The sequence below is a fragment of the Dyella sp. C11 genome (genome assembly GCF_003121485.1).
Taxonomy (GTDB): domain Bacteria; phylum Pseudomonadota; class Gammaproteobacteria; order Xanthomonadales; family Rhodanobacteraceae; genus Dyella.
In genome coordinates this window covers 1-19,390 of record NZ_QAVX01000016.1, presented here as the reverse complement: position 1 = coordinate 19,390, position 19,390 = coordinate 1, and the positions used below count along the sequence as shown (strand labels likewise).

Genomic DNA, 19,390 nt, shown 5'->3' with positions numbered 1-19,390 from the left:
AAAGTGGCCATCAGGGCACGATGCCGAGTTCGCGCGCCCGGCGGATGGCCTCGGTGCGTCGCCGGGCGCCCAGTTTTTCAAACAGCCGCGCCACGTGCGTCTTCACCGTGTTGGGCGACACGTGAAGCCGGGCCGCGATCTCCTTGTTGGAATGGCCGGCCGCCAGTTCGTGCAGCACTTCCAGTTCGCGCCCGCTCAGGCCAAGCGCTGCCTGCGCCTTCGGGTTGCCATCGAAATCGGCCGCCGCTGGCGTGGCGAAGATGCGCACGCCCAGCACGATGCCCAGCACCAGGAACGATGCCGCGACCAGGAACAGGTAGATATCACCCGAATGCGTACGCACCAGGCGCTGGTAGTCGAGCCACTGCAAGGCCACGGTGCCCACGGCCAGCAGCGCGCCATAGCCGACTATCTGCTTCCACATCACCCGCCTCCGCTCCCCTGCGCGCCGCCATCTTAGCGCCGGCGCCCCAGACAGCGTCCGCCTCGGCCTATGCCGTAAGTCTTTGCCGTCTTTGCCGAAAATGCCCGTCCGCAGCGCGAATGCCGTGGCAGTCTGCCGTAAAGACCGGGAGGACTGACGCATGGCGCGTATCGCTGGGCATTGCGACGACTTCCACTACCGCGGCGCCTTCAACCCGCGGCAAGAGATAGCCATCTGGTCGGTGGACGTGGCCCAGGGCGGCGACCACGCCTTTTGCCTGCACGGACAGGTGCCCATCCAGGGCGTGGAGCAGGATCTGCGGGTGATCGAAATCCGTATTCACGAAGCCGTGGAAGCCAGCATTCGCGGTGGATCGGGCCAGATCGCGCGCGACGAGCCCCTGGCGTGGTCCGCGTTTGCGTCGGCGTTGATTCATGACGGCGCGGATTGAGCGCTCACGCCGGGCCTGGCCACGCCTCGAACTCAAGGCGTGCCTTTGACGCGCTGGTGAAAGCTTGAATGGGCGAAGCGCCGGCCTTCTTTCCCATGATTCCGACGCAAGACGATCCCTCCGCATCCATCGCCGCCAGTCGACGTTGGATGGCCACGCGCATCACGCGATGCATCGAGCAACGCATTCGAAGCGAAACCCGCGTGACGACAGGCGATCGCGCTCAATGCTCGATCGAACTTTGCCTTGCAGCACGCGAGTCCGGTTTTCACGGGACCCGCGTGCCTGCGTGGTCGAGCAGAATCAATGCGTCGCGGTGCTTGAAGATTCCGCTGGCTTCGAGGCCTCTGCCGCCGCGCGCTTGGGCGTATCGAGCGGACACCAGGTCTTGAGTCGCTTGCCTGCGCGATACAGATCGATGCATTCACGCATCTCCGCCTTGAAGGCAAGATCGGGCGTGTTTGCCGGGCAACCGGATGACAGCGGCTTCTCGTCCTTGTATTCGGCGATGCAGCTTTCGAGCGACGGCCCCTGGGGAGGATTGGGGTCTTTCGCCAACGGCGGCGGAGGCATGTTCAGGCGTGCGTCGCGATCCTTGGACGATGCCGGCGGCGGAGGCGCACCGCACAGCAGGTTGGTGGCCGTGCTGCTCTTGGTGGGATCGCATACGCTCTTGGTGATGTCCTTGATCACATCGCCGATATGGCGCCCCACGGCACCACCGGCCGTTTCGTTCGGCGGCGGGAAATACTTCTCGAAGCGCGTGGCCTTGTACTGCATGTGGTTGCTGTCGTGCTGCATGATCTGGCGATCGTCGGCAGGCTTTGACGTGTCGGCAGTGGCCGTGGCGCTTGCGCTTGACGACGCCGCCGCCGAAGACGGCAATCGCAGATCCTTCGCGGACAAGTGCGCGGCGGGCGGTGCAGCCACGGACGCCGTCGACGCGGGTGCCGCCTCATGATCCTGCACGACCATGGCGTCATGACGGGGCTTTTCGTGTGCCACCGGGTTGATGCGAGGGGCCGGCGGCGGTGGCGTTGACGGTGCCGGTTTTTCCGGCGCAGCCTGCGGCGCAGAAGCCTGCACGGCGCGCGGTTTGGCGGGACGCTCGATAAGACGCACGATCAGCGCCTTGTCGTTTTCCATGGTCACGACGGCCGCCTGCTGCGGCCTGGGCTTCATCTCGTACCAGAGCGCCACCGCGAAGAACACATGCAGCAGCAACACCAGCATCCACGCCAGCGTCAGCGCCGGGCGCGTCAGCGGTGGCTGTCGCCAACGCCTCCGTCCCAAGGTCGCACGGGTTTCGCTGTCGAGTAATGCCAGGCCGCGTGCACTTTCCCCCTCCAGTCGATGTTGGACCTGTCCGGAACGCTCCATCACACCCCTAATCCACGCCAATGGCTCACACGAAACAGACGCATGCCGTCAGCGCGCGTTGCGATAAGCCTAATCAGACAGGTTCTTCCAATCAGGGTTCCCCTGGCGCGAAGCGCAAGAAAAAGCGGGTGAGGCAAGACAAACATGGAAGCGGGGGAGCCTTGCGTCGTGCCCTTCAACTGGCGCCTTTCCGGCCCGGCGAAATGACAAGAAGCAGGGGATTTGGAAAGTCGTGCGGGCACGGACGCAGAAAAATGCACGAGCCGGTTTCCGATACCGGCGAACCGTTTGCGATCCAACACGGCAGCGGCCCGTTCCGCTGGAGCGATTACCCCATGCTTTCCGTTGCCCTCGACGCCCTGGCGCTGGTCATGACCGGCCTGTTCCCCGTGCTCAACCCGATTGGCGCATCGTTGATTGCGCGCAGCCTTACCCCTCATCTGGACGACACCGGTCGTGCGCGCCTGGCGCGCAGCGTTGCCATCAACAGCTTCGTCATCCTGACGGTGTCGGTGCTGGTGGGCACGTACATTCTGTCGTTCTTCGGCATATCAGAGGCCATCCTTCGCGTGGCGGGAGGCCTTGTTGTCGCCTACTCCGGCTGGAGGCTGCTACAGGCGCCCTCCACTGACATGCCAAACGCGCCAGTGGCTGCCGGGGATGACGTGGAAGCCAACGCGTTCTACCCGATCACGCTTCCCATGACGGTCGGCCCCGGCTCGATCTCGGTGGCCATTGCGTTGGGAACCGAGGCCATCGATGACGAATCCATCGCGCATTTTGCCGGCGTGGGCGTTGCGTTCCTGCTGCTTTCGCTGATCGTCTACGCGTGCATGCGGTATGTCTGCAAACTGCACCGCTTCATTGGCGTCGCCGGCTCGCGCATCGTGGACCGCCTGTTCGCTTTCATCCTGTTGTGCATCGGCATGCAGATAGGATGGCGAGGCATTCTTGAACTCAGCCAATGAAGGCATGTCGCCCCATGTTCCCCGCCTGGATCGGCGTTGGCTCTGAAGGCGCCAAGTCCACCCGCACGTGGGGTGCATCCCTGGCCTGGGAAAAGCCCCGCCCTTGCGGCGGGGCTCTTTGGCTCACTTCATCCAGAGAACAAAGACCACGGTCGAAACGACTTTTCCGTCGCGAATCTCGATGACGTCCTCGCCGCGAACCATGGCCGTGCCATCTGCAGGGCCCATCTTCCAGGGAACGCGCGCGTAGTGGCCGACGACCTTGACGTCACCCTCGCGCGACAACTTCCAACCCGGGAAGCGCTGGTGCAGGTGACCCATCAGTTCGTTGAGCCCGTCAATGCCGGTGACCACAGCTTCGGGATCGGTGAACTTGGTGTCCTGGGTAAAGAACTCGGCGATTCGCGAGGCACGCTTCGTGGCATCGTCCTCGTTGAATGCCTGCAAGTAGTGGTCTGCGAAGTTTTCAACAAATGACACGGTAAGCATGGTTTCAGATCCTTCGTTCGTGGCGGATGCCGGCTTCCACAGGTGGACGCTCGGGTGGTTGCTCTCGTACGCCTGGTGCTCATAGCTCACCAGCTCAAGCTTCTGTCCCCACGGGGCCAGAAAGTAAACCCATGTTTCGCCCGCCGTGGGGCCCGCCTTCATGTCGATCGGATCGTTCAACAATTTCACGCCTGCTGCGCGGAGTGCGGCAACACTGGCTGCCATGTTGTCCGTGTAGAACGCCACATGCCCTGTGCCGGGATCGTCGTAGTAAGGCTGTGTGGTCGGCGCCTGCCTTGACTCGTACTGGAACAGTTCGATATTTGCGCCATTGCCGGCACGCATCATCACGATGCTCCGCACTTTCGTGTCGGGATGCATGTGGTATCGCTCCTTCCATGCGGCATCAACTGGCGGGTCCTTCATCTCGGTGACCACGCTGAAGCCAAAGGTATCGGAGAAGAAGTTCACCGCTGCCGTCATGTCGGGCACGTTCAATCCGACATGGTCAATGCCTCGAACCTGCACGATGGGCTGCTTGTTGGACGGCACGGCATCCGTGGCATGTGTAGTCATGGCGGCTAACGCGACCAGGCCGCCGAGTAGAGTGTTGAGACGCATAAACCATTGCTCCCATAAGTCATGAGTTCACCTGCGCCGGTGAGCGAGAGCCCACCAACGTCAGGTATCGATTGAGTAAGTTCAGCCGGGTTGAGCCGGACGCTCGCGATGCCGTGATCTTTGGTGGCTTCGCATCAACCCGTCTTGTCGTTTTGTGTTCGGGCTTCGGAGCAGGCACGGGGCGGAGTGCTCCGCCCCACACGGACGTCCATCGAGCCTGGATTCAAGAGCGCCGCTTACACCTGCGCCTGGCCGCCATCGGCAAAGAGTTCCGCGCCGTTGATGAAGCTCGAATCGTTGGAAGCCAGGAACGTCACGGCCTTGGCGATCTCTGCCGGATCGGCAAGGCGGCCCATCGGCACGAGCGACGCGAGGTAAGACAGCAGACCGTCCTGGGCTTCCTTGTTGTCGCCGGCCAGTTCGGCAAGACCCACGGTCTTGGTTGAGCCTGGGCTGATCACGTTGACCCGGATGCCACGTTCCTTGAGGTCGAGCACCCAGCTGCGGGCCAGGCTACGCACGGCTGCCTTGGAAGCACTGTAGATACTGAAGGCCGCCGTTCCGGTGGTGCCTGCGATAGAGCCCATCAGAATGATGGACGACCCGGCCGGCATCAGCGGGAGCATGGTCTGCACCGAGAACACCAACGCTTTCACGTTTCGATCGAATGTCTCGTCGAAGTGCTGTTCGGTGATTTCGCCCAGGGGCGACATGCTCCCGCCACCGGCATTGGCAAACAGGATGTCCAGCCGGCCTTCCTTGTCTTGAATCAGCTTCCTGAGTGCTTCGAGGTCGTCATGGTTGGTGACATCGCCGCGAATACCCACGACACCCTGCCCGATGGCGGTAACGGCCGCGTCGAGTTCCGCCTGGCGGCGGCCGGTGATGTAGACCTTGGCACCTTCGTTCGCCAGGTCGAGCGCCGACGCAAATCCGATACCACTCGTGCCGCCGGTAACCAGTGCAACTTTGCCTTTCAGTCGATCAGTCATGTCGTACTCCAATCTTTGGTGATTTCGATGGAGAAACGATAGGCCTGTGCTGGCTCCGGATTAAGATGGGCCCATGGAAATGACTATTCATGGACATGGATAATCAGGACCGCCCAATACATGTGGAGCCCTTATGGATCAGCTTGCTGCACTCAAAGTCTTCGTGAGAATTGCTGAGACCGGCGGCTTCGGAAAGGCTTCTGATGCTCTGGATATCCCAAGAGCCACGGTTACCAAGCTTGTGCAGGACCTGGAGCAGCACCTGGGCGTCAAGCTCTTCCAAAGAACCACCAGGAAGGTCTCGGTGACCGAGGAAGGCCGCGCGTATTACCAGCGCGCCATGCAATTGCTCACGGAACTGGACGAAATGGATGTCCTGTTCTCCGACTCGAAACACGGGCCCCGCGGCCGTCTTCGCGTCGACGTAGGCTCGTCGCTTGCGAACATCATCCTTATCCCGAAGCTGATCGATTTCCGCGAGGCTTTTCCGGATGTTCGTCTTGAGCTCGGCGTCAGTGACCGTCACGTTGATCTCGTTGGTGACGCCGTCGATTGCGTTATCCGCGGGGGAGAACTCACGGATACGTCGCTGGTGGCCCGGCGAATTGCCAGCTTTGATTACGTCACGTGTGCAAGTGCTGCGTATGTCAAAAAGCATGGCATGCCATCGCATCCTGACGACTTGAGGGATGTGCATGAAACCGTCGGCTACTTCTCGTCCTTGAGCGGACGTCCCTTCCCCCTGATGTTTCAACGCAACGATGAACAGATCGAGGTGGACCCGCGAAGCTCGAGAGGTTTGCTGCTGAATGAGAGCACCGGTCACTTGAGCGCGCTTGTCCAGGGTCTTGGCGTGGGCCAGACCTTTGGCTTCATGGCCAGGAAATACGTGGACGACGGGACGTTGGTGCCCGTCCTCACCGAATGGACCCGACCGCTGCACCACATCCATATCGTCTTTCAGCGATCAAAGCATGAGAGCGTTCGACTGCGAACTTTCATTGAATGGGCTGCGAAGATATTTGCACCCTACGATCGCCAGGGCACAGCCTTCCATTGAGCGGCAGGCCTGGTGCGTCGTTCAAACACCGCCAGGACGGGGATGTCGGGCCCTGGTCAGGTGCGCATCTCATCCAGCGCATGAACATTGACCACGTGGCCGCCTGGCGCCATCGGCGTGTTGGGGCGTTGATCATCATCCAGGCAAGGCTCCCCGTACTTCACGGCGACGCGAAACGTGGTGCCCGATCCAATCTTTGATCGCATCCATATCGACGCGCCGATCAGTCGGGATCGCTCCTGCACGCCCACCAGGCCCCAATGACCGGAGAGCGCGCCCTGATGTCGCGGCAAGTCGATGCCACTGCCGTCGTCCTCGACCAGGATGATGACCTGGCGCAACGCAAACGTTATGCGCACCCGTATTCTGCTGGCGCTTGCGTGCCGGAACGCATTGGTCATCAGTTCGCTGGCAATAAGGACAAGCTCGTCCGCCAGGGAAGGTTTCAGCAGCCGCTCGGGACCGCTTTGCGTGATCGAGAACGAACCACCATGAATACCCTGCAGGGTGCGACCACGACGACCGAGCCGCTCGACCAAGGGTGCTTCAGCCAAGCTATCCCTCAGGCGCAAAATGCGGGCCTTTCCCTCCAGCACCGCCTCTCGTGAAAGTTCCTCAAGCACTTGCAGCCTTCGCTTCATCAAGGGATCGGTGACATCCATCGCCATGGCATTGACCTGCAACAGGACCGCCTGGACGCTTTGAAGAAGCGTGTCGTGGAGATCACGCGCCATGGCGATGCGTTCGTCGCTTCGTGCCTTTTCCAATTGGCGCACAACGCTACGACGGTACTTTTGCGCTTTTCGCGCTGCGGTCGCCAGGAAGGCAAAGTTGAACAGCAGAAGAGATCCGAGCCACCCGAAGTCTTCATGGGTGTCATTGGAAGGCGACAACCGAACCGGGATGGAACCCGCGCCCTCAGCCCATGGCGACGCTAAGCGCTCGTCGTGATGCGAGCGATCAAGCGTGGCTCCGAAGATCGAACAAAGCGCGATCGCGAGCATTGCAAGAATGCTGGCCATGACTATGGCGCTCGTAAGCGGAGATTTGTGCCACATAAGTCCTTCCCGTTGCACCATCGTGGTTCGCCGCGCTGCTTCGTTGGCAGGGGCTTTTCGCTGCATGCTGGTTGAACCCATGAGGGATGTCTTGTCTGGTTCTGCTCAAGCGCGGGCATGGTGCGGCCATTGACTGCCCCGTAAAGCTTTATTCCGAAGAAACGATCGGCATGTCGGGAAGGTCGGGTATTGCACAATCCCGCTCTGGCACGCCCAGGGAATGGAGCGATTTTCGACAAGACCTTGGTCTTCCGCGCCGTGATCCTCGTCGACGATGACCTGGGTCATCGACCTTTGAGGAATAGCTCTCTCAGCTGGGGACGGTCAGGCACTGTGACGACGGGATCATTCGAGACGCTGGCCAGGAATTCGGACTGGCGCGCGGTGGGTTCGGTTGCGTTCGCCGCGTTCATCATGGTGACGAGTGAATTTCTGGCCATCGGGTTGCTTGGCCCCTTGGCCGCTTCATTCTCCATAGCAAGTGGCACTGCTGGCCTCATGGTGACGACACCGGGCATCGTTGCGGCGATTTCCGCGCCGATGCTGGCGCTGGCAGGGCGGAACCTGGACAGGGACGTTCTGCTCAAGCGATTTGCCGGCATGGTGGTTATTTCCAACATCATCGTCGCCTTGGCCACAACGTTCGGGATGGCACTGCTCGGCCGGATGGTGCTCGGCGTGAGCGTCGGTGGCTTCTGGACATTTTCGGCCGCGATCAGCAGAAAGCTCGTTCCACCCCGTGATGGCGCGCGCGGCACGGCCTTCATTCTCGCGGGCCTCTCCCTTGGCTCCGTTTTCGGCATGCCCCTTGGCACTGCGCTTGGCCTGGTTATTGGCTGGCGGGGTGCGTTCGCCATCGTGGCGGGGATCTCTGCCGTTGCGTGGTGCTGGCAGTTCCGCGCACTTCCAAAGGTCGCCGGTGATGATCCGGTGGATTTCGGTGGCCTGCTGGCGATCCTCAGGCAACCCTCGGTCAGCACGGGTCTCATGGCAGCAGCCTTGATAGCGGCGGCCCACTTCTCTGCTTACACCTACGTTGAGCCGTTTCTCGTCCGTTCGGCAGGGTTCTCTTCCCGCGGTCTCAGCGTTGTCTTGATGGCGTACGGCATGAGTGGCGTCGTGGGCACCTTTGCTGCCGAGCGGGCAGCGTCCCTGTCCATTCGATGGGCGTTCGTGGCTGCGTGCGCTGGAATAGCTATTTCCACCCTGCTGGCACTTTCCCTGGCCGCGATGCCCTTGGCGGTGGTGGCGGCACTGCTTCTTTGGGGTGCTGCGTTTGGCGCCGTGCCGGTGTGCGTTCAACTGTGGATTTATCACGCATCACCAGCACAGTTCGAAAGTGCCTCGTCACTGGTCGTTACATGCTTCCAGATCGCATTGGCCGCGGGTTCTCTCATGGGCGGCCTGGCACTGAACCATGCGGGTATATCGGGTGCCTTCGTCCTCGCTGCCATGACGGCATTGGCTGGAGCGACTTATGTCGCTGTCGCCAAGGGTGTTCCGCACCCGCAAGCGCATGGGGCCAACGACTGATCTCGGCGCTCGCTTGGCGCTTCCTCCACTTCTTGATGCATCGGGTGAATCAATGAGTACGTTTGACGATAGTACGAATGCCATGGAAGCCACGATCGACATTCGACGCCGGCGACTCTTTCAATATGCTGCCCTCGGCGCCACAGCGGCCGCTTTCGGCGCGCTGCCGGAGGCGAATGCGAGCCAGAGCAACGGGAACAAGGCATTCGTTCCGCCGGTAGCGACACAGGATGTCACGCCGTTTTCAGTCCACATGCCTCAAGCAGCACTGGACGACCTTCGTGTTCGCCTTCGTGGCACGCGCTGGCCCAATCCTCAGACTGTCTCTGACTGGTCCCAGGGCGTACCTCTCGATCAAGCCAGATCATTTATCGCGTACTGGGCGGAGAAATACGCCTGGCGGCGTTTCGAAAAGCGCATGAATGCATTGCCGCAGTTTCGGACAAGCATTGACGGTCTGGGCATCCATTTCTTCCATCTTCGATCGCCGAACCCCAACGCGCTGCCCATCCTCCTCACGCATGGTTGGGCTGACCACCTCGTTTGCCTTGGTGCCCGAAGCCATGGCGTTCGCGCTGGTGGCTCATCTCAACCCCCTGATGGGTCTTTACGGCGCCGCGATCATCGCGGCGTTGACGGCGGCATGGGGTGGTCGGCCAGGCATGATTTCCGGCGCTGCCGGCTCGATGGCGGTGGTGATTGTTGCGCTGGTGGTGCAGCACGGCAGCGAGTATTTCCTGGTGACCGTGTTGCTTGGCGGCGTGATACAGCTGTTGTTCGGGCTACTTCGACTGGGCAAGCTGGTGCGCATGATTCCGCATCCGGTGATGCTGGGTTTCGTCAACGGCTTGGCGATTGTTATCGCAGGCTCGCAGCTGGAGCATCTGCGCGCGCCCGGCGGCGGTTGGCTTGAGGGGCAAACGCTTTACCTCATGCTGGGCTTGGCGCTTATCGCGATGCTGGTGGTGTATCTGCTGCCGCGCTTGACGCGGGCCGTGCCATCGGCGCTGGCTTCCATCGTGATCGTGAGCCTCATCGCACAACTATTTGGCTTGCACACGCGCACGGTCGGAGACATTGCGTTGATCAAAGGTGGCTTGCCGTTGCTGCACTGGCCACACGTGCCATGGACGCTCGATACGTTGAAAATCGTGTTTCCGTACGCACTAGTCATGGCGCTTGTTGGTCTGCTTGAAACCCTTCTCACCCTCAACCTGGTCGATGAAATCACAAGCAGCGAAGGTCAGCCCAATCGCGAGTGCGTGGCCCTTGGCATAGCCAACGTCGCTTCCGGACTGCTAGGCGGCATGGGAGGCTGCGCCATGATCGGCCAGACCATGATCAACCTGACGTCCGGAGGGCGTACGCGCTTGTCGGGCATCACGGCGGGTGTGCTGGTGATGTGTTTCGTGCTGTTTCTCTCGCCACTGATCGAACGCATCCCGCTGGCTGCGCTGTTTGGCGTGATGCTGGTTGTTGCGCAAAAAACGTTTGCCTGGGGCAGTCTACCCCTGCTGCGCCGACTGCCGGTCGCCGATGCGATAACCATCGTCGCCGTCACGCTCATTACCGTGTTCACCAATCTGGCAACCGCTGTGCTCTGTGGCGTACTGATCGCAGCGCTCGCCTTTGCCTGGAAGCATGCCGACCGCCTGAGCGTAACCCGCGAAGACGCTGGCAACGGCGGCCGGCGCTATCGCCTTCAAGGAACCGTGTACTTTGCTGCCACCACGCGGTTGCAGGCCATGTTCGATATTGAAAACGATCCAACCCATGTAGAGCTCGACTGCTCCGACGCGCACCTGGACGATCACTCCGCCATCGAGGCGATCGAAAGCCTGCGGCGACGCTACACTCAGCAGGGCAAGCAGCTGCATGTCATTCACCTCAACGATGACTGCGAGGCTCTGCTGAAACGGGTGGGCGGTGCTGAAGCGCATTGAGCGCTTGGCGATCTGTCATGTCACTTCTGCGCATTGACCGGGGCTGCGCCGAATTGACATATTTCGCTATGCCGATTCGCCGAGGAGTCGCTCTTGATTTACCTGCGTGACCTCAAAGACGTGGCTGAGGGTAAGAGCCCTGTGAGCATCCTTGCGCTGATCCAATTGGGATACGCGACATTCCCGCCGCCGGCCCTGACTGAAAGGGGGTGGCGAAGCTCCGGCAACTCCAATGGGAAGAAGACGGGCGCAGCGACAAACAGTCTGGGCCTGAGACGTCCTGACTGTTAGTAATCCCCGCTATAGGTCGGAAGCGGACACTCCAGTTAGGTTAGATCTCTATACGTGTTTCTAGAAAGGCCAGGAACGGAAGGGTCCACGTCAGACGAGACGTACCGCTAGTCCGCTGCAGCAATCCGCATCACGAGAAGCCACCAGATCGGCGCGGACCACGTGGCTTCTGCTGCCATTCCCTTACCTTCGTAACCTGCATGAAAAGAGGAGGGGCACGCAGGCGAGGGGCGACCGCGCGCCGAGGTGTGTTCGCCCGGACTGATCATTTTTTCGCTAGCCCGCACGCCTCGCCCACGATCCTCCACAGCCCGCGGCGCTGGGCGCCACCGGAGCTTGCGTCGGCCCGTGCGTGCGGCACAATGCGTGTGCCTAGCGTGCTTGGCGGTTAGCAATCACCCCGCCGACGTCAGCCAAGCACGCTAGGCACAAAAAGTTCCGATTTCGCGGCGCTTTGATCTATGGCCGGCGCTGGATCAGTTCAGCGCGGCGAACGGCTTGAACTTCGCTGCGGGCACTGGAAAGGCATTGCCCGCGCTTGCCGGTTACCTCCTGACCATCCTGTGTGGCATCATCCTTGAACCTTGGTCCAAGGTTGCATGGTCCGGAATCCGCCTTGTCCCGCAGTCGCATTCATCGTCGCTTGACCGCGTGGCTGGCCTTTGCGGCGCTTGGCCTGCTGCTGGTTGCCCCGGTGTTATCGCGTGCTCTTGCGGCGAATGCCGAGCCGGATCTCGGCGCCTGGTGCACGGGCCACGCGAGCCATCCGCATGGCGTGCCCTCCATGCCTGACCATGGCACAGCCGATGGCGCGTGCGGCTATTGCGCATTACTAAGTCACAGCCCGCTGATAGCCAGTAGCTTTGTCATGTACCTTGCGGCCTTTGCGCCGGTCCCGGTGCAGGCCAACGCACCTCAATTTGTTGCGCCCTATCTGCGCACTCTTCCCGTTCACCTGCGCGGCCCTCCGTTCGCTTGACATAACGACCTCGTCATCCGCGTTGGGCAGTTCGTGCGTGCCGTACGGCTGCTGACCTGAATGCGGCCGGTAGCAGCAAGCGCGACGTCAACTATTTACCTCTCCAACCGCGATGCGGATGGCGGATGGCGCGTTGTGTGCTGTGGAGCCGGCCATGAATTCAACGGATCCGGGGACGGATCGCGAGCGCCATTCCTATGGCCTGCGATGGCGGCGGTGCTTTCTATGTTGGATGGCTTTGTCTGCCATTTTTGCTGCGGTGGCTGTCAAAACTAGTGGCAGCCTCGTGGCTGTTGCTGACCGCAGAGGACCTTGTACTTCGACGCTCGCCGCGCGTGCGTCGTTTCCCGGGACCGACGCATGGTGCTGAGCCTGCGGCTGTCCATTGATCATCAGAGAGGGGAGCTTTGCATGATTCGTATCGCTGCAATGACATTTGCCATATCGCTGGCCATACCGGTGACGGCCGTCGCTACCATGGCCGATCACGTCCGTATCACCCAGGCGTGGATTCGTCTGCTGCCGGGTAACCTGCCGGCGGGCGGTTATGCAGAGCTCGCCAATGATGCCGCCGAACCACTGGTGCTGCGCGATATTCAGTCCGCGCTATATGCCAGTGCGATGCTGCACCAGAGCAATAGCGATGGCGGCATGAGCCGCATGAAGATGATCGATCAGCTTCCACTGCCGGCGCATGCGCGTGTGACGCTTTCGCCAGGCGGCTATCACATCATGCTCGAATCGCCGACCGCGCCGGTGAAGGTCGGTGATGACATTCCCCTGCGATTCGAATTCACCGACGGCAGCGTGGCCACCGCCCACTTCACGGTGCGACCCGCCAATGCGGTAGGACCGCAAGACTGAATCAACGGAGCATTCCCGCATGCATTCACTACCGCTGATCTATCTGCTCACCAAAGGCTGGGCCGCCACTTACATGGTCATCGTGTTCGCCGTGACGGTGCACTATCGCGTTCGATCGGTGCAGAGTCGTCACGCTTTCACCTTACTAGACTAGGACACACGCTTGTTTTCACGCTTTCGCTATCCAACTGCGCGCCTTATCGCTTGTGCTGCCCTGCTGGCATCGCTGCCCTTTGTGGCTCAAGGTGAAGAGGACTCATGGACGTCCGCATGGATGACGTCCCTGCAAGCCATTCCACAACGCACGAGCCTGCCCGCGCTTTACACGGCACCGGATGTGGCAGGGAAAACCGTGCGGCAGATCGTTTATCCCACGCTGGCGGGTGAATCGATCCGCCTGCACGTCAGCAATCGCTACGCGACGACGCCCCTGGTGATCGAGAACGTGCGCGTGGCGCCATCGCATGGGGTGTCCGCGGCCACGGCGTCGGCCGGCGTCGCCGTGTCGTTTGCGGGACGTGCCGGACTACGCCTACCGCCAGGCGCCGAAGCCGACAGTGATCCCGTTCCGCTATCGGTAGTCGCGCTTCGTCCGTATGCGGTGAGCATACACCTCGGCGCAGATCAGGCGTTGCAGGCATGGCATCGCGTGGCGAGCCAGACAAGCTATGTCTCTACTCCCGGTGACCACACCGCTGATGTCGACGCCAGCGCTTTCCGAGGACATTTCACGCAGTTCGCCTGGGTGACGTCCGTCGCGGTGAATCACCTGGCACCCGCGGTCATGGCCATCGGCGACTCCATCACCGATGGCATGCGCTCCACGCCCAATGCCGGCCGCCGCTGGCCCGATGCCTTGGCACGACGGTTGAACGACGCGCATCAGCCTGTTGCGGTGCTCAGCGCAGGTATCAGCGGCAACCGGCTGTTGTCTGATTCCCCCTGCTATGGCGAGCGGCTTGTGTCGCGTTTCGAGCAGGAACTGGACCATCAACCCGGCGTACGCACGGTCGTGGTCCTGGTGGGAATCAATGACATCAATTTCCCTGCCATGCCGACGCGCCAGGGCCTCGATTGCGATGCCCCGCACACCTCCGTCAACGCCAAAGACCTGACGTCCGGCTACAGGCACCTCATTGATGTCGCGCATCGGCACCATGCGCGCCTGCTGCTTGGCACGCTGACGCCCGCCGGACTTCCGCCCGATCGCGAATCGTTGCGGCTTGCCGTCAATCAATGGATTCGCAGCCAACACGAAAGTGACGGCGTGGTGGACTTTGACGCCGCACTGCGCGATCCGGCCAGACCGCAGCAGCTTCGCGCGAACTACGACAGCGGTGATCACGTGCATCCCAGCGATGCCGGTTATGCCGCCATGGCGAAAGCCGTACCGCTACCGATGCCGGGCGGCGCGCCCTCCACCCCACGCTGATGCTGATGACAGCAAGAAACCGACCCATGATGTTTGCCATGCCTTCCTTTCGCCTTCCTCCCTTCTTTGTTGCGACGTGGCTCGCCTGCGTGCTCGCGATGTCCTCTGCCGCGGCGAGCGCCGCTGACCGTGTGATCGTGCTCGATTCCGCCGAAGCGCAGCTCTCCCTGATCGATCAGGCCACGCACCAGGTGGTGGGCACGCTGCCGACCGGCAAGGCGCCTCACCACCTGATGATCCCGCCCGATCACGACTCGCTGATCATCGCCAACTCCGTGTCCAACAGCCTGATGTTCATCGACCCCCATACGGGGCAGCTGCAGCGGCGCATGGAAGGCGTGGAAGATCCCTACCAGCTTGGCTTTTCACCCGATCGCCGCTGGTTCGTCACGGCGGCCTTGCGCCTGAACCGCGTGGACATCTATCGCTTCGATGGCAACACCATCACGCTGGCCAAGCGCATTCCCATCGCCAAGACGCCCAGTCACCTCAACTTCTCGTCCGATGGCAAATGGGTGTTTGTGACGCTGCAGGATTCGGGCGAACTGGCGGCCATCGACCTGGCGACACAGACGATTGCCTGGCGCATGCCCGTGGGCAATGCGCCGGCTGGCTTGTGGATGACGCCGGGCGATCGCTACCTTCTGGTCGGCATGACCGGCGAGGACGATGTCGCGGTGGTGGATTGGCGCGCACAGCGCGTGGTCAAACGCATTCCTACCGGGCGCGGTGCGCACAATTTCCGATCGCTGGATGACGGCCGTCACGTGGCCGCCAGCAACCGTGTCTCCAACACCATCAGCATCATCGACTACGTCGATCTGACCAGGACACGCGACATCACCGGCCTGCTGCCCGGTCCGGACGACATGGAGCTCACTGCCGACAAGCGCTTCCTCTGGGTCACATTCCGCTTTGCGCGCCATGTCGGCGTGATCGACATGAGCACCTATGCGCTGGTGGACACGATCCGGGTGGGCCGCTCGCCGCACGGCATTTACTTCTCCAACCGCGCGCCGGTACTCGGCCCCAACGCGGATTGATCGCGCATCGCCATGATCAGCACGCTCATTAACGCCTTTGAAGACGGCATCGCCGCCCTGCAGACCTGGCTGTACGTCGATGCCGTGCAGCCCTTGCTCTACCACCTTGGCTTAATGGGCTATGACGAGGACGCCTACGACGCGTTGTATTGGGTGATCGTGGGCGTAGTGCAGATCGCGGTGATGTATGCGGTATTGCGGCCATGGGAGGCGCTGATGCCTGCCGAAAAGTGGAGCGATCGCCGCGCGACGCGCGTGGATGTGGTTTACACGTGGATCGCCAAGCTTGGCGTGTTCAACATCGCGTTCTTCTTTCTGCTGCAGCCGTGGTTCGATCATCTACAGAGTCTGATGGCGATTTACGGTATTCCCGCCATCGAGCTTGAGACCCTGTGGCCGGGAGTGACCGACAAGCCGCTGGTTTCCTTCCTGATCTACCTCGTGGCGCTCGACGCTGCCGGCTACTGGTATCACCGCTGGCAGCATCGCTTTGGCATCTGGTGGGAGCTGCACGCCGTGCATCACAGCCAGCGCCAGATGTCGCTGTGGACAGACGACCGCAACCATGTGGTGGACACGCTGATCCAATCGGCCTTCTTTGCGGGACTCTCGCTGCTTATCGGCGTGGAGCCGGGCCAATACGTGGCATTGATCGCCATTGGCAACCTGATGCAAAGCCTGCAGCACGTGAATGCGCGCATTCCGTTTGGCCGCGTGCTGGAGCGCATCGTGGTCAGCCCGTCGTTTCATCGCCGCCACCACGCCATCGGCTATGGCCACGAAGGCACGCGTTACGGCTGCAATTTCGGCGTGCTGCTGCCATGGTGGGACATGCTGTTCCGCACGGCATCGTGGGATGCCACCGTCGAACCCACCGGCATTCGCGATCAATTGCCACGGCCCGACGGTTCACATCGAACTTATGGCGAAGGCTGGTGGGCTCAGCAAGGCCACGCGTTCGTGCGCATCGCACATCGTTTGCGCGTGACGCGCACATCGGCATAGAGCAGCGCGTGTCGATTTGCCGCACAAGGAAAGTGCATCGACGATGCGCCGCCGTGGCAGGATGCCGCAAGTTTTTGTGGGTCTGAGCATGATTCGTCAACGCGCCTCGCGACACCTTGCCGCCTGGCTCGCCGTATGGGCGATGTTCCTGCTGCTCGTTGCGCCCAGCGTTTCGCGCGTGGAACAAGCGGCGGCGTCGGCCATGGACGCTGCCTGCGCCATGGCCATGCATATGGATGGCAACGCCAGCGACGACCATGCCAGCACCACGGCAGATGCGTGCGGCTATTGCGCCTTGATGGCCCATGGGTGGGTATCGGTGGGCAGCGTCGCCTTCACCGTGCCATCCATTCCCGCCGCACCCATGCAGGCCGAGGCACGGGGCTCGTCCCTTGCTGCCATCGCGCTGTGGAAGCGCCACGCGCGCGGCCCACCTGCGCCAGGCACGTTACCCGTCTAGGGGAATACACCTCTCTCGATACTGATTTTGCCGACTCAACGGCAGTCGGCGTGAGCGCGTGCGCGCGATGCCTTCGGGCCCACGCACGTCGCGCACGGCCCGATGGATATCCGGCCGTGGCCCGCTGACTGCATCAAGGACCCTGAACTCATGATGTTGCTTTCTTATCCCCTGCGCGCCACTCGCCGCGTGCTCACCGTGGCCGTGTGTCTGGCGCTGCTCGATACCGCGCATGCCGGCGACAGCTCCAACAACGCGCCAACCCCGCAGACGCTGACGCCCGTGGTGGTCACCGCCACCATGCAGGACAGTCCGCTCACGGTAGTGACTGACCCCAGGCAGCCGCGGCAACCCGTGCCAGCCAGTGACGGCGCCGACTTCCTCAAGAGCATTCCCGGCTTTTCGACCATCCGCAAAGGCGGCAGCAACGGCGATCCCTTGCTGCGCGGCATGAGCGGCTCGCGACTGAACATTCTTGTCGATGGCGGCATGATCGCCGGTGGCTGTCCGTCGCGCATGGACCCGCCCACGGCGTATATCGCGCCGCAGCTTTACGACCGCGTCACCATCATCAAGGGGCCGGAGACGGTGCTGTATGGCCCGGGCAACTCCGCGGGCGTTGTGCTGTTCGATCGCGATTTCGAGCGTTATACGCAACCGACGCTGGGGGGCGACGCCAGCATCCTGTTCGGTTCGGCCGGCCGCAACGACCAGAATCTCGATCTGCGCGCCGGCGACTCTACCGGCTACATCGGCATCAGCGCCAACCACACGCATTCGGGCGACTACAAGGATGGTGACGGTAACCGCGTGCATTCGCAGTACGACCGCTGGAATGCCGATGCCACCGTTGGCTGGACGCCCAGCGACGACACGCGGGTGGAGCTGACCGCCGGCAAAGGCAATGGAGACGCAGCCTATGCGTTCAGCAGCATGGACGGCGCGCAATTCCTGCGTGAAAGCGCGGCGCTCAAATGGACCCAGGAGCACCTCACCACCCACTGGGAAAAACTCGAAGTGCAGGCGTACATGAACTACGCCGACCATGTGATGGACAACTACACGCTACGGCAACCTGACCCCGACAGCATGATGCCGATGCCCATGGCGGCGGATGTGGATCGGCGCACCTCCGGTGGGCGAGTCGCCGGCACGTGGCGCTGGGACGATGCACTGGAACTCCAGGCGGGCATGGATGGTTCCGTCAGCGTGCACACCAGCCGCTCGGGTGGGCCGCCGGGCAGCATGATGGGCTATTACAAGGACCAACCGCGCGTGCGTGATGCCCGTATGCAGGACATCGGCGCCTTCGCCGAAGGACGCTGGAACTTCGCGCCGAAAGAGCGGCTGGTCGCCGGCGTACGCATGGATCGCGCGCAGACGCGCGGCTACACCTTGTCTACCGCAAGCGACGACATGGACATGGGCATGAGTGACATGGGCGGCATGAGCCGCATGGCCATGACGCCCACCACGATCGCCGCAAACCGCAGCGACACCCTGCCCTCGGGCTTCGTGCGCTACGAGCACGACCTCACCAGCTCGCCGACCACGTTCTATGCGGGCGTGGGGCACGTGGAACGTTTCCCGGATTACTGGGAACTGTTCGGCCAGCACGTGGAAGGTACGCTCGACAGCTTCCGCGCATTGCAGCCGGAACGCACCACACAGCTGGACGTAGGCATGCAGTACCACGACGAGCGCATCAAAGCCTGGGCCTCGGTATATGCAGGTGTGGTCAACGATTTCATCCTGATGCATTACCCCGCCACCTCGATGGGCATCGGCTACGCCACCAACGTGCAGGCACGCATCGCCGGTGGCGAGGCGGGCGCCAGTTATGCCATTACCGATCACTGGAAGACCGACATCACGCTCGCCTATGCCTGGGGCGAAAACCGCACTGAGGGCCGCCCGCTGCCACAGATGCCTCCCTTGGATACGCGCATCGGCTTGACCTACGAAGCGGCGCAATGGTCCGCCGGTGCGCTATGGCGACTGGCTACGGCACAGCATCGTGTCGCCGATGGCGAAGGCAACATCGTCGGCCAGGACCTGGGGCCCAGCGGTGGCTTTGGTGTGTTTTCGCTCAATGGCGCGTATCGCATCGATCGGCGCTTTACCCTCACGGCCGGCATCGACAATTTGTTCAACAAGACCTACGCCGAGCACGTCAATGCCGCAGCCGCCGGATTGGCCGGTTACGTAAACACCACACGCGTGAACGAACCCGGTCGAACGCTCTGGATCAAGCTGAACGCCAAGCTTTAGACGTTAACGTATCGGGTTTTGGCCCGTGGCCAAAGGACAATGTCCGCTATGGGTTGCGGATTCAGCCGGTCGTTGCAACAGTTTGATGAAATCGCTCGGCCGGCGTTTCGTAGTTTAAGGTCTTCC

18 protein-coding genes and 1 pseudogene are annotated in these 19,390 nt (G+C 61.8%); 14 read left to right on the top strand and 5 right to left on the bottom strand.

The features are described 5' to 3' along the window. Nucleotides 1–10: 10 nt before the first annotated feature. Nucleotides 11–424: a response regulator transcription factor gene (locus DK366_RS21735; RefSeq protein ID WP_109126332.1), complete on the bottom strand. Its 414-nt coding sequence runs from the start codon at nt 422–424 to the stop codon at nt 11–13. A gap of 160 nt (nt 425–584) precedes the next feature. On the opposite strand from DK366_RS21735, the gene DK366_RS14810 reads away from it, so the two are divergent. After that, nucleotides 585–875 (top strand): hypothetical protein, encoded by a 291-nt coding sequence (locus DK366_RS14810; protein ID WP_109126331.1) that lies wholly within the window; start codon nt 585–587, stop codon nt 873–875. A 303-nt stretch (nt 876–1,178) separates the two neighbouring features. Here the strand turns inward: DK366_RS14810 and DK366_RS14805 are convergent, their stop codons facing one another. Continuing rightward, nucleotides 1,179–2,255 carry a hypothetical protein gene (locus tag DK366_RS14805; RefSeq protein ID WP_232821068.1) on the bottom strand — a complete coding sequence of 359 codons (1,077 nt, stop codon included), beginning with the start codon at nt 2,253–2,255 and terminating at the stop codon, nt 1,179–1,181. Between the two features lie 254 nt (nt 2,256–2,509). Between DK366_RS14805 and DK366_RS14800 the strand changes: the two genes are divergently transcribed. Further along, the gene (locus tag DK366_RS14800) at nt 2,510–3,223 is read left to right on the top strand and encodes a MarC family protein (protein ID WP_232821065.1); all 714 of its coding nucleotides are present in this window, start codon (nt 2,510–2,512) and stop codon (nt 3,221–3,223) included. A gap of 123 nt (nt 3,224–3,346) precedes the next feature. Here the strand turns inward: DK366_RS14800 and DK366_RS14795 are convergent, their stop codons facing one another. Both DK366_RS14795 and DK366_RS14790 read right to left on the bottom strand, forming a co-directional pair. Then, nucleotides 3,347–4,333: a VOC family protein gene (locus DK366_RS14795; RefSeq protein ID WP_109126330.1), complete on the bottom strand. Its 987-nt coding sequence runs from the start codon at nt 4,331–4,333 to the stop codon at nt 3,347–3,349. A gap of 236 nt (nt 4,334–4,569) precedes the next feature. After that, the gene (locus tag DK366_RS14790) at nt 4,570–5,325 is read right to left on the bottom strand and encodes an SDR family oxidoreductase (protein WP_109126329.1); all 756 of its coding nucleotides are present in this window, start codon (nt 5,323–5,325) and stop codon (nt 4,570–4,572) included. Nucleotides 5,326–5,458: 133 nt separating this feature from the next. Between DK366_RS14790 and DK366_RS14785 the strand changes: the two genes are divergently transcribed. Next, nucleotides 5,459–6,385, top strand: coding sequence for a LysR family transcriptional regulator (locus DK366_RS14785; protein ID WP_109126328.1), 927 nt, complete (start codon nt 5,459–5,461; stop codon nt 6,383–6,385). A gap of 56 nt (nt 6,386–6,441) precedes the next feature. Here DK366_RS14785 and DK366_RS14780 read toward each other — a convergent pair whose 3' ends face one another. Then, complete coding sequence (locus DK366_RS14780) at nt 6,442–7,407, bottom strand: ATP-binding protein (RefSeq protein WP_198651568.1); 966 nt, start codon at nt 7,405–7,407, stop codon at nt 6,442–6,444. A 225-nt stretch (nt 7,408–7,632) separates the two neighbouring features. Here DK366_RS14780 and DK366_RS14775 point away from each other — a divergent pair, with 225 nt between their 5' ends. From DK366_RS14775 to DK366_RS14730, 11 genes and pseudogenes are all read left to right on the top strand, one after another. Further along, the gene (locus DK366_RS14775) at nt 7,633–8,976 is read left to right on the top strand and encodes an MFS transporter (RefSeq protein WP_157956559.1); all 1,344 of its coding nucleotides are present in this window, start codon (nt 7,633–7,635) and stop codon (nt 8,974–8,976) included. Then, nucleotides 8,921–9,451: pseudogene (locus tag DK366_RS21760) on the top strand (epoxide hydrolase N-terminal domain-containing protein); the annotation flags it as partial. The gene DK366_RS14775 and the pseudogene DK366_RS21760, both read left to right, overlap by 56 nt. 46 nt (nt 9,452–9,497) lie before the next feature. After that, nucleotides 9,498–10,919, top strand: a complete 1,422-nt coding sequence (locus tag DK366_RS14765; RefSeq protein WP_109126325.1) for a SulP family inorganic anion transporter — start codon at nt 9,498–9,500, stop codon at nt 10,917–10,919. Nucleotides 10,920–11,826: 907 nt separating this feature from the next. Next, complete coding sequence (locus DK366_RS14760; RefSeq protein WP_157956558.1) at nt 11,827–12,189, top strand: DUF2946 family protein; 363 nt, start codon at nt 11,827–11,829, stop codon at nt 12,187–12,189. 360 nt (nt 12,190–12,549) lie between these two features. Next, a complete protein-coding gene (locus DK366_RS14755; protein WP_109126323.1) occupies nt 12,550–13,053 on the top strand; it encodes a copper chaperone PCu(A)C in 504 nt (167 codons plus the stop codon). A 19-nt stretch (nt 13,054–13,072) separates the two neighbouring features. Then, the gene (locus DK366_RS21695; RefSeq protein ID WP_255412602.1) at nt 13,073–13,207 is read left to right on the top strand and encodes a hypothetical protein; all 135 of its coding nucleotides are present in this window, start codon (nt 13,073–13,075) and stop codon (nt 13,205–13,207) included. A gap of 120 nt (nt 13,208–13,327) precedes the next feature. Then, entirely contained in the window at nt 13,328–14,485 is a 1,158-nt protein-coding gene (locus DK366_RS14750) for an SGNH/GDSL hydrolase family protein (RefSeq protein WP_109126322.1), read from the top strand. Between the two features lie 38 nt (nt 14,486–14,523). Beyond that, a complete protein-coding gene (locus tag DK366_RS14745; RefSeq protein WP_198651566.1) occupies nt 14,524–15,528 on the top strand; it encodes a cytochrome D1 domain-containing protein in 1,005 nt (334 codons plus the stop codon). Nucleotides 15,529–15,540: 12 nt separating this feature from the next. Continuing rightward, nucleotides 15,541–16,533 carry a sterol desaturase family protein gene (locus DK366_RS14740; protein WP_109126321.1) on the top strand — a complete coding sequence of 331 codons (993 nt, stop codon included), beginning with the start codon at nt 15,541–15,543 and terminating at the stop codon, nt 16,531–16,533. Nucleotides 16,534–16,621: 88 nt separating this feature from the next. Further along, entirely contained in the window at nt 16,622–16,993 is a 372-nt protein-coding gene (locus DK366_RS14735; RefSeq protein WP_157956557.1) for a DUF2946 family protein, read from the top strand. Between the two features lie 150 nt (nt 16,994–17,143). After that, entirely contained in the window at nt 17,144–19,264 is a 2,121-nt protein-coding gene (locus DK366_RS14730; protein WP_198651565.1) for a TonB-dependent copper receptor, read from the top strand. Nucleotides 19,265–19,390: the final 126 nt, after the last annotated feature.

Coding starts and splice junctions, on each gene's coding strand:
- DK366_RS21735 (WP_109126332.1), bottom strand. CDS start 424: ATGTGGAAGCAGATAGTCGGCTATGGCGCGCTGCTGGCCGTGGGCACC.
- DK366_RS14810 (WP_109126331.1), top strand. CDS start 585: ATGGCGCGTATCGCTGGGCATTGCGACGACTTCCACTACCGCGGCGCC.
- DK366_RS14805 (WP_232821068.1), bottom strand. CDS start 2,255: ATGGAGCGTTCCGGACAGGTCCAACATCGACTGGAGGGGGAAAGTGCA.
- DK366_RS14800 (WP_232821065.1), top strand. CDS start 2,510: ATGCACGAGCCGGTTTCCGATACCGGCGAACCGTTTGCGATCCAACAC.
- DK366_RS14795 (WP_109126330.1), bottom strand. CDS start 4,333: ATGCGTCTCAACACTCTACTCGGCGGCCTGGTCGCGTTAGCCGCCATG.
- DK366_RS14790 (WP_109126329.1), bottom strand. CDS start 5,325: ATGACTGATCGACTGAAAGGCAAAGTTGCACTGGTTACCGGCGGCACG.
- DK366_RS14785 (WP_109126328.1), top strand. CDS start 5,459: ATGGATCAGCTTGCTGCACTCAAAGTCTTCGTGAGAATTGCTGAGACC.
- DK366_RS14780 (WP_198651568.1), bottom strand. CDS start 7,407: ATGGCCAGCATTCTTGCAATGCTCGCGATCGCGCTTTGTTCGATCTTC.
- DK366_RS14765 (WP_109126325.1), top strand. CDS start 9,498: ATGGTTGGGCTGACCACCTCGTTTGCCTTGGTGCCCGAAGCCATGGCG.
- DK366_RS14755 (WP_109126323.1), top strand. CDS start 12,550: ATGGTGCTGAGCCTGCGGCTGTCCATTGATCATCAGAGAGGGGAGCTT.
- DK366_RS21695 (WP_255412602.1), top strand. CDS start 13,073: ATGCATTCACTACCGCTGATCTATCTGCTCACCAAAGGCTGGGCCGCC.
- DK366_RS14750 (WP_109126322.1), top strand. CDS start 13,328: ATGACGTCCCTGCAAGCCATTCCACAACGCACGAGCCTGCCCGCGCTT.
- DK366_RS14745 (WP_198651566.1), top strand. CDS start 14,524: ATGCCTTCCTTTCGCCTTCCTCCCTTCTTTGTTGCGACGTGGCTCGCC.
- DK366_RS14740 (WP_109126321.1), top strand. CDS start 15,541: ATGATCAGCACGCTCATTAACGCCTTTGAAGACGGCATCGCCGCCCTG.
- DK366_RS14735 (WP_157956557.1), top strand. CDS start 16,622: ATGATTCGTCAACGCGCCTCGCGACACCTTGCCGCCTGGCTCGCCGTA.
- DK366_RS14730 (WP_198651565.1), top strand. CDS start 17,144: ATGATGTTGCTTTCTTATCCCCTGCGCGCCACTCGCCGCGTGCTCACC.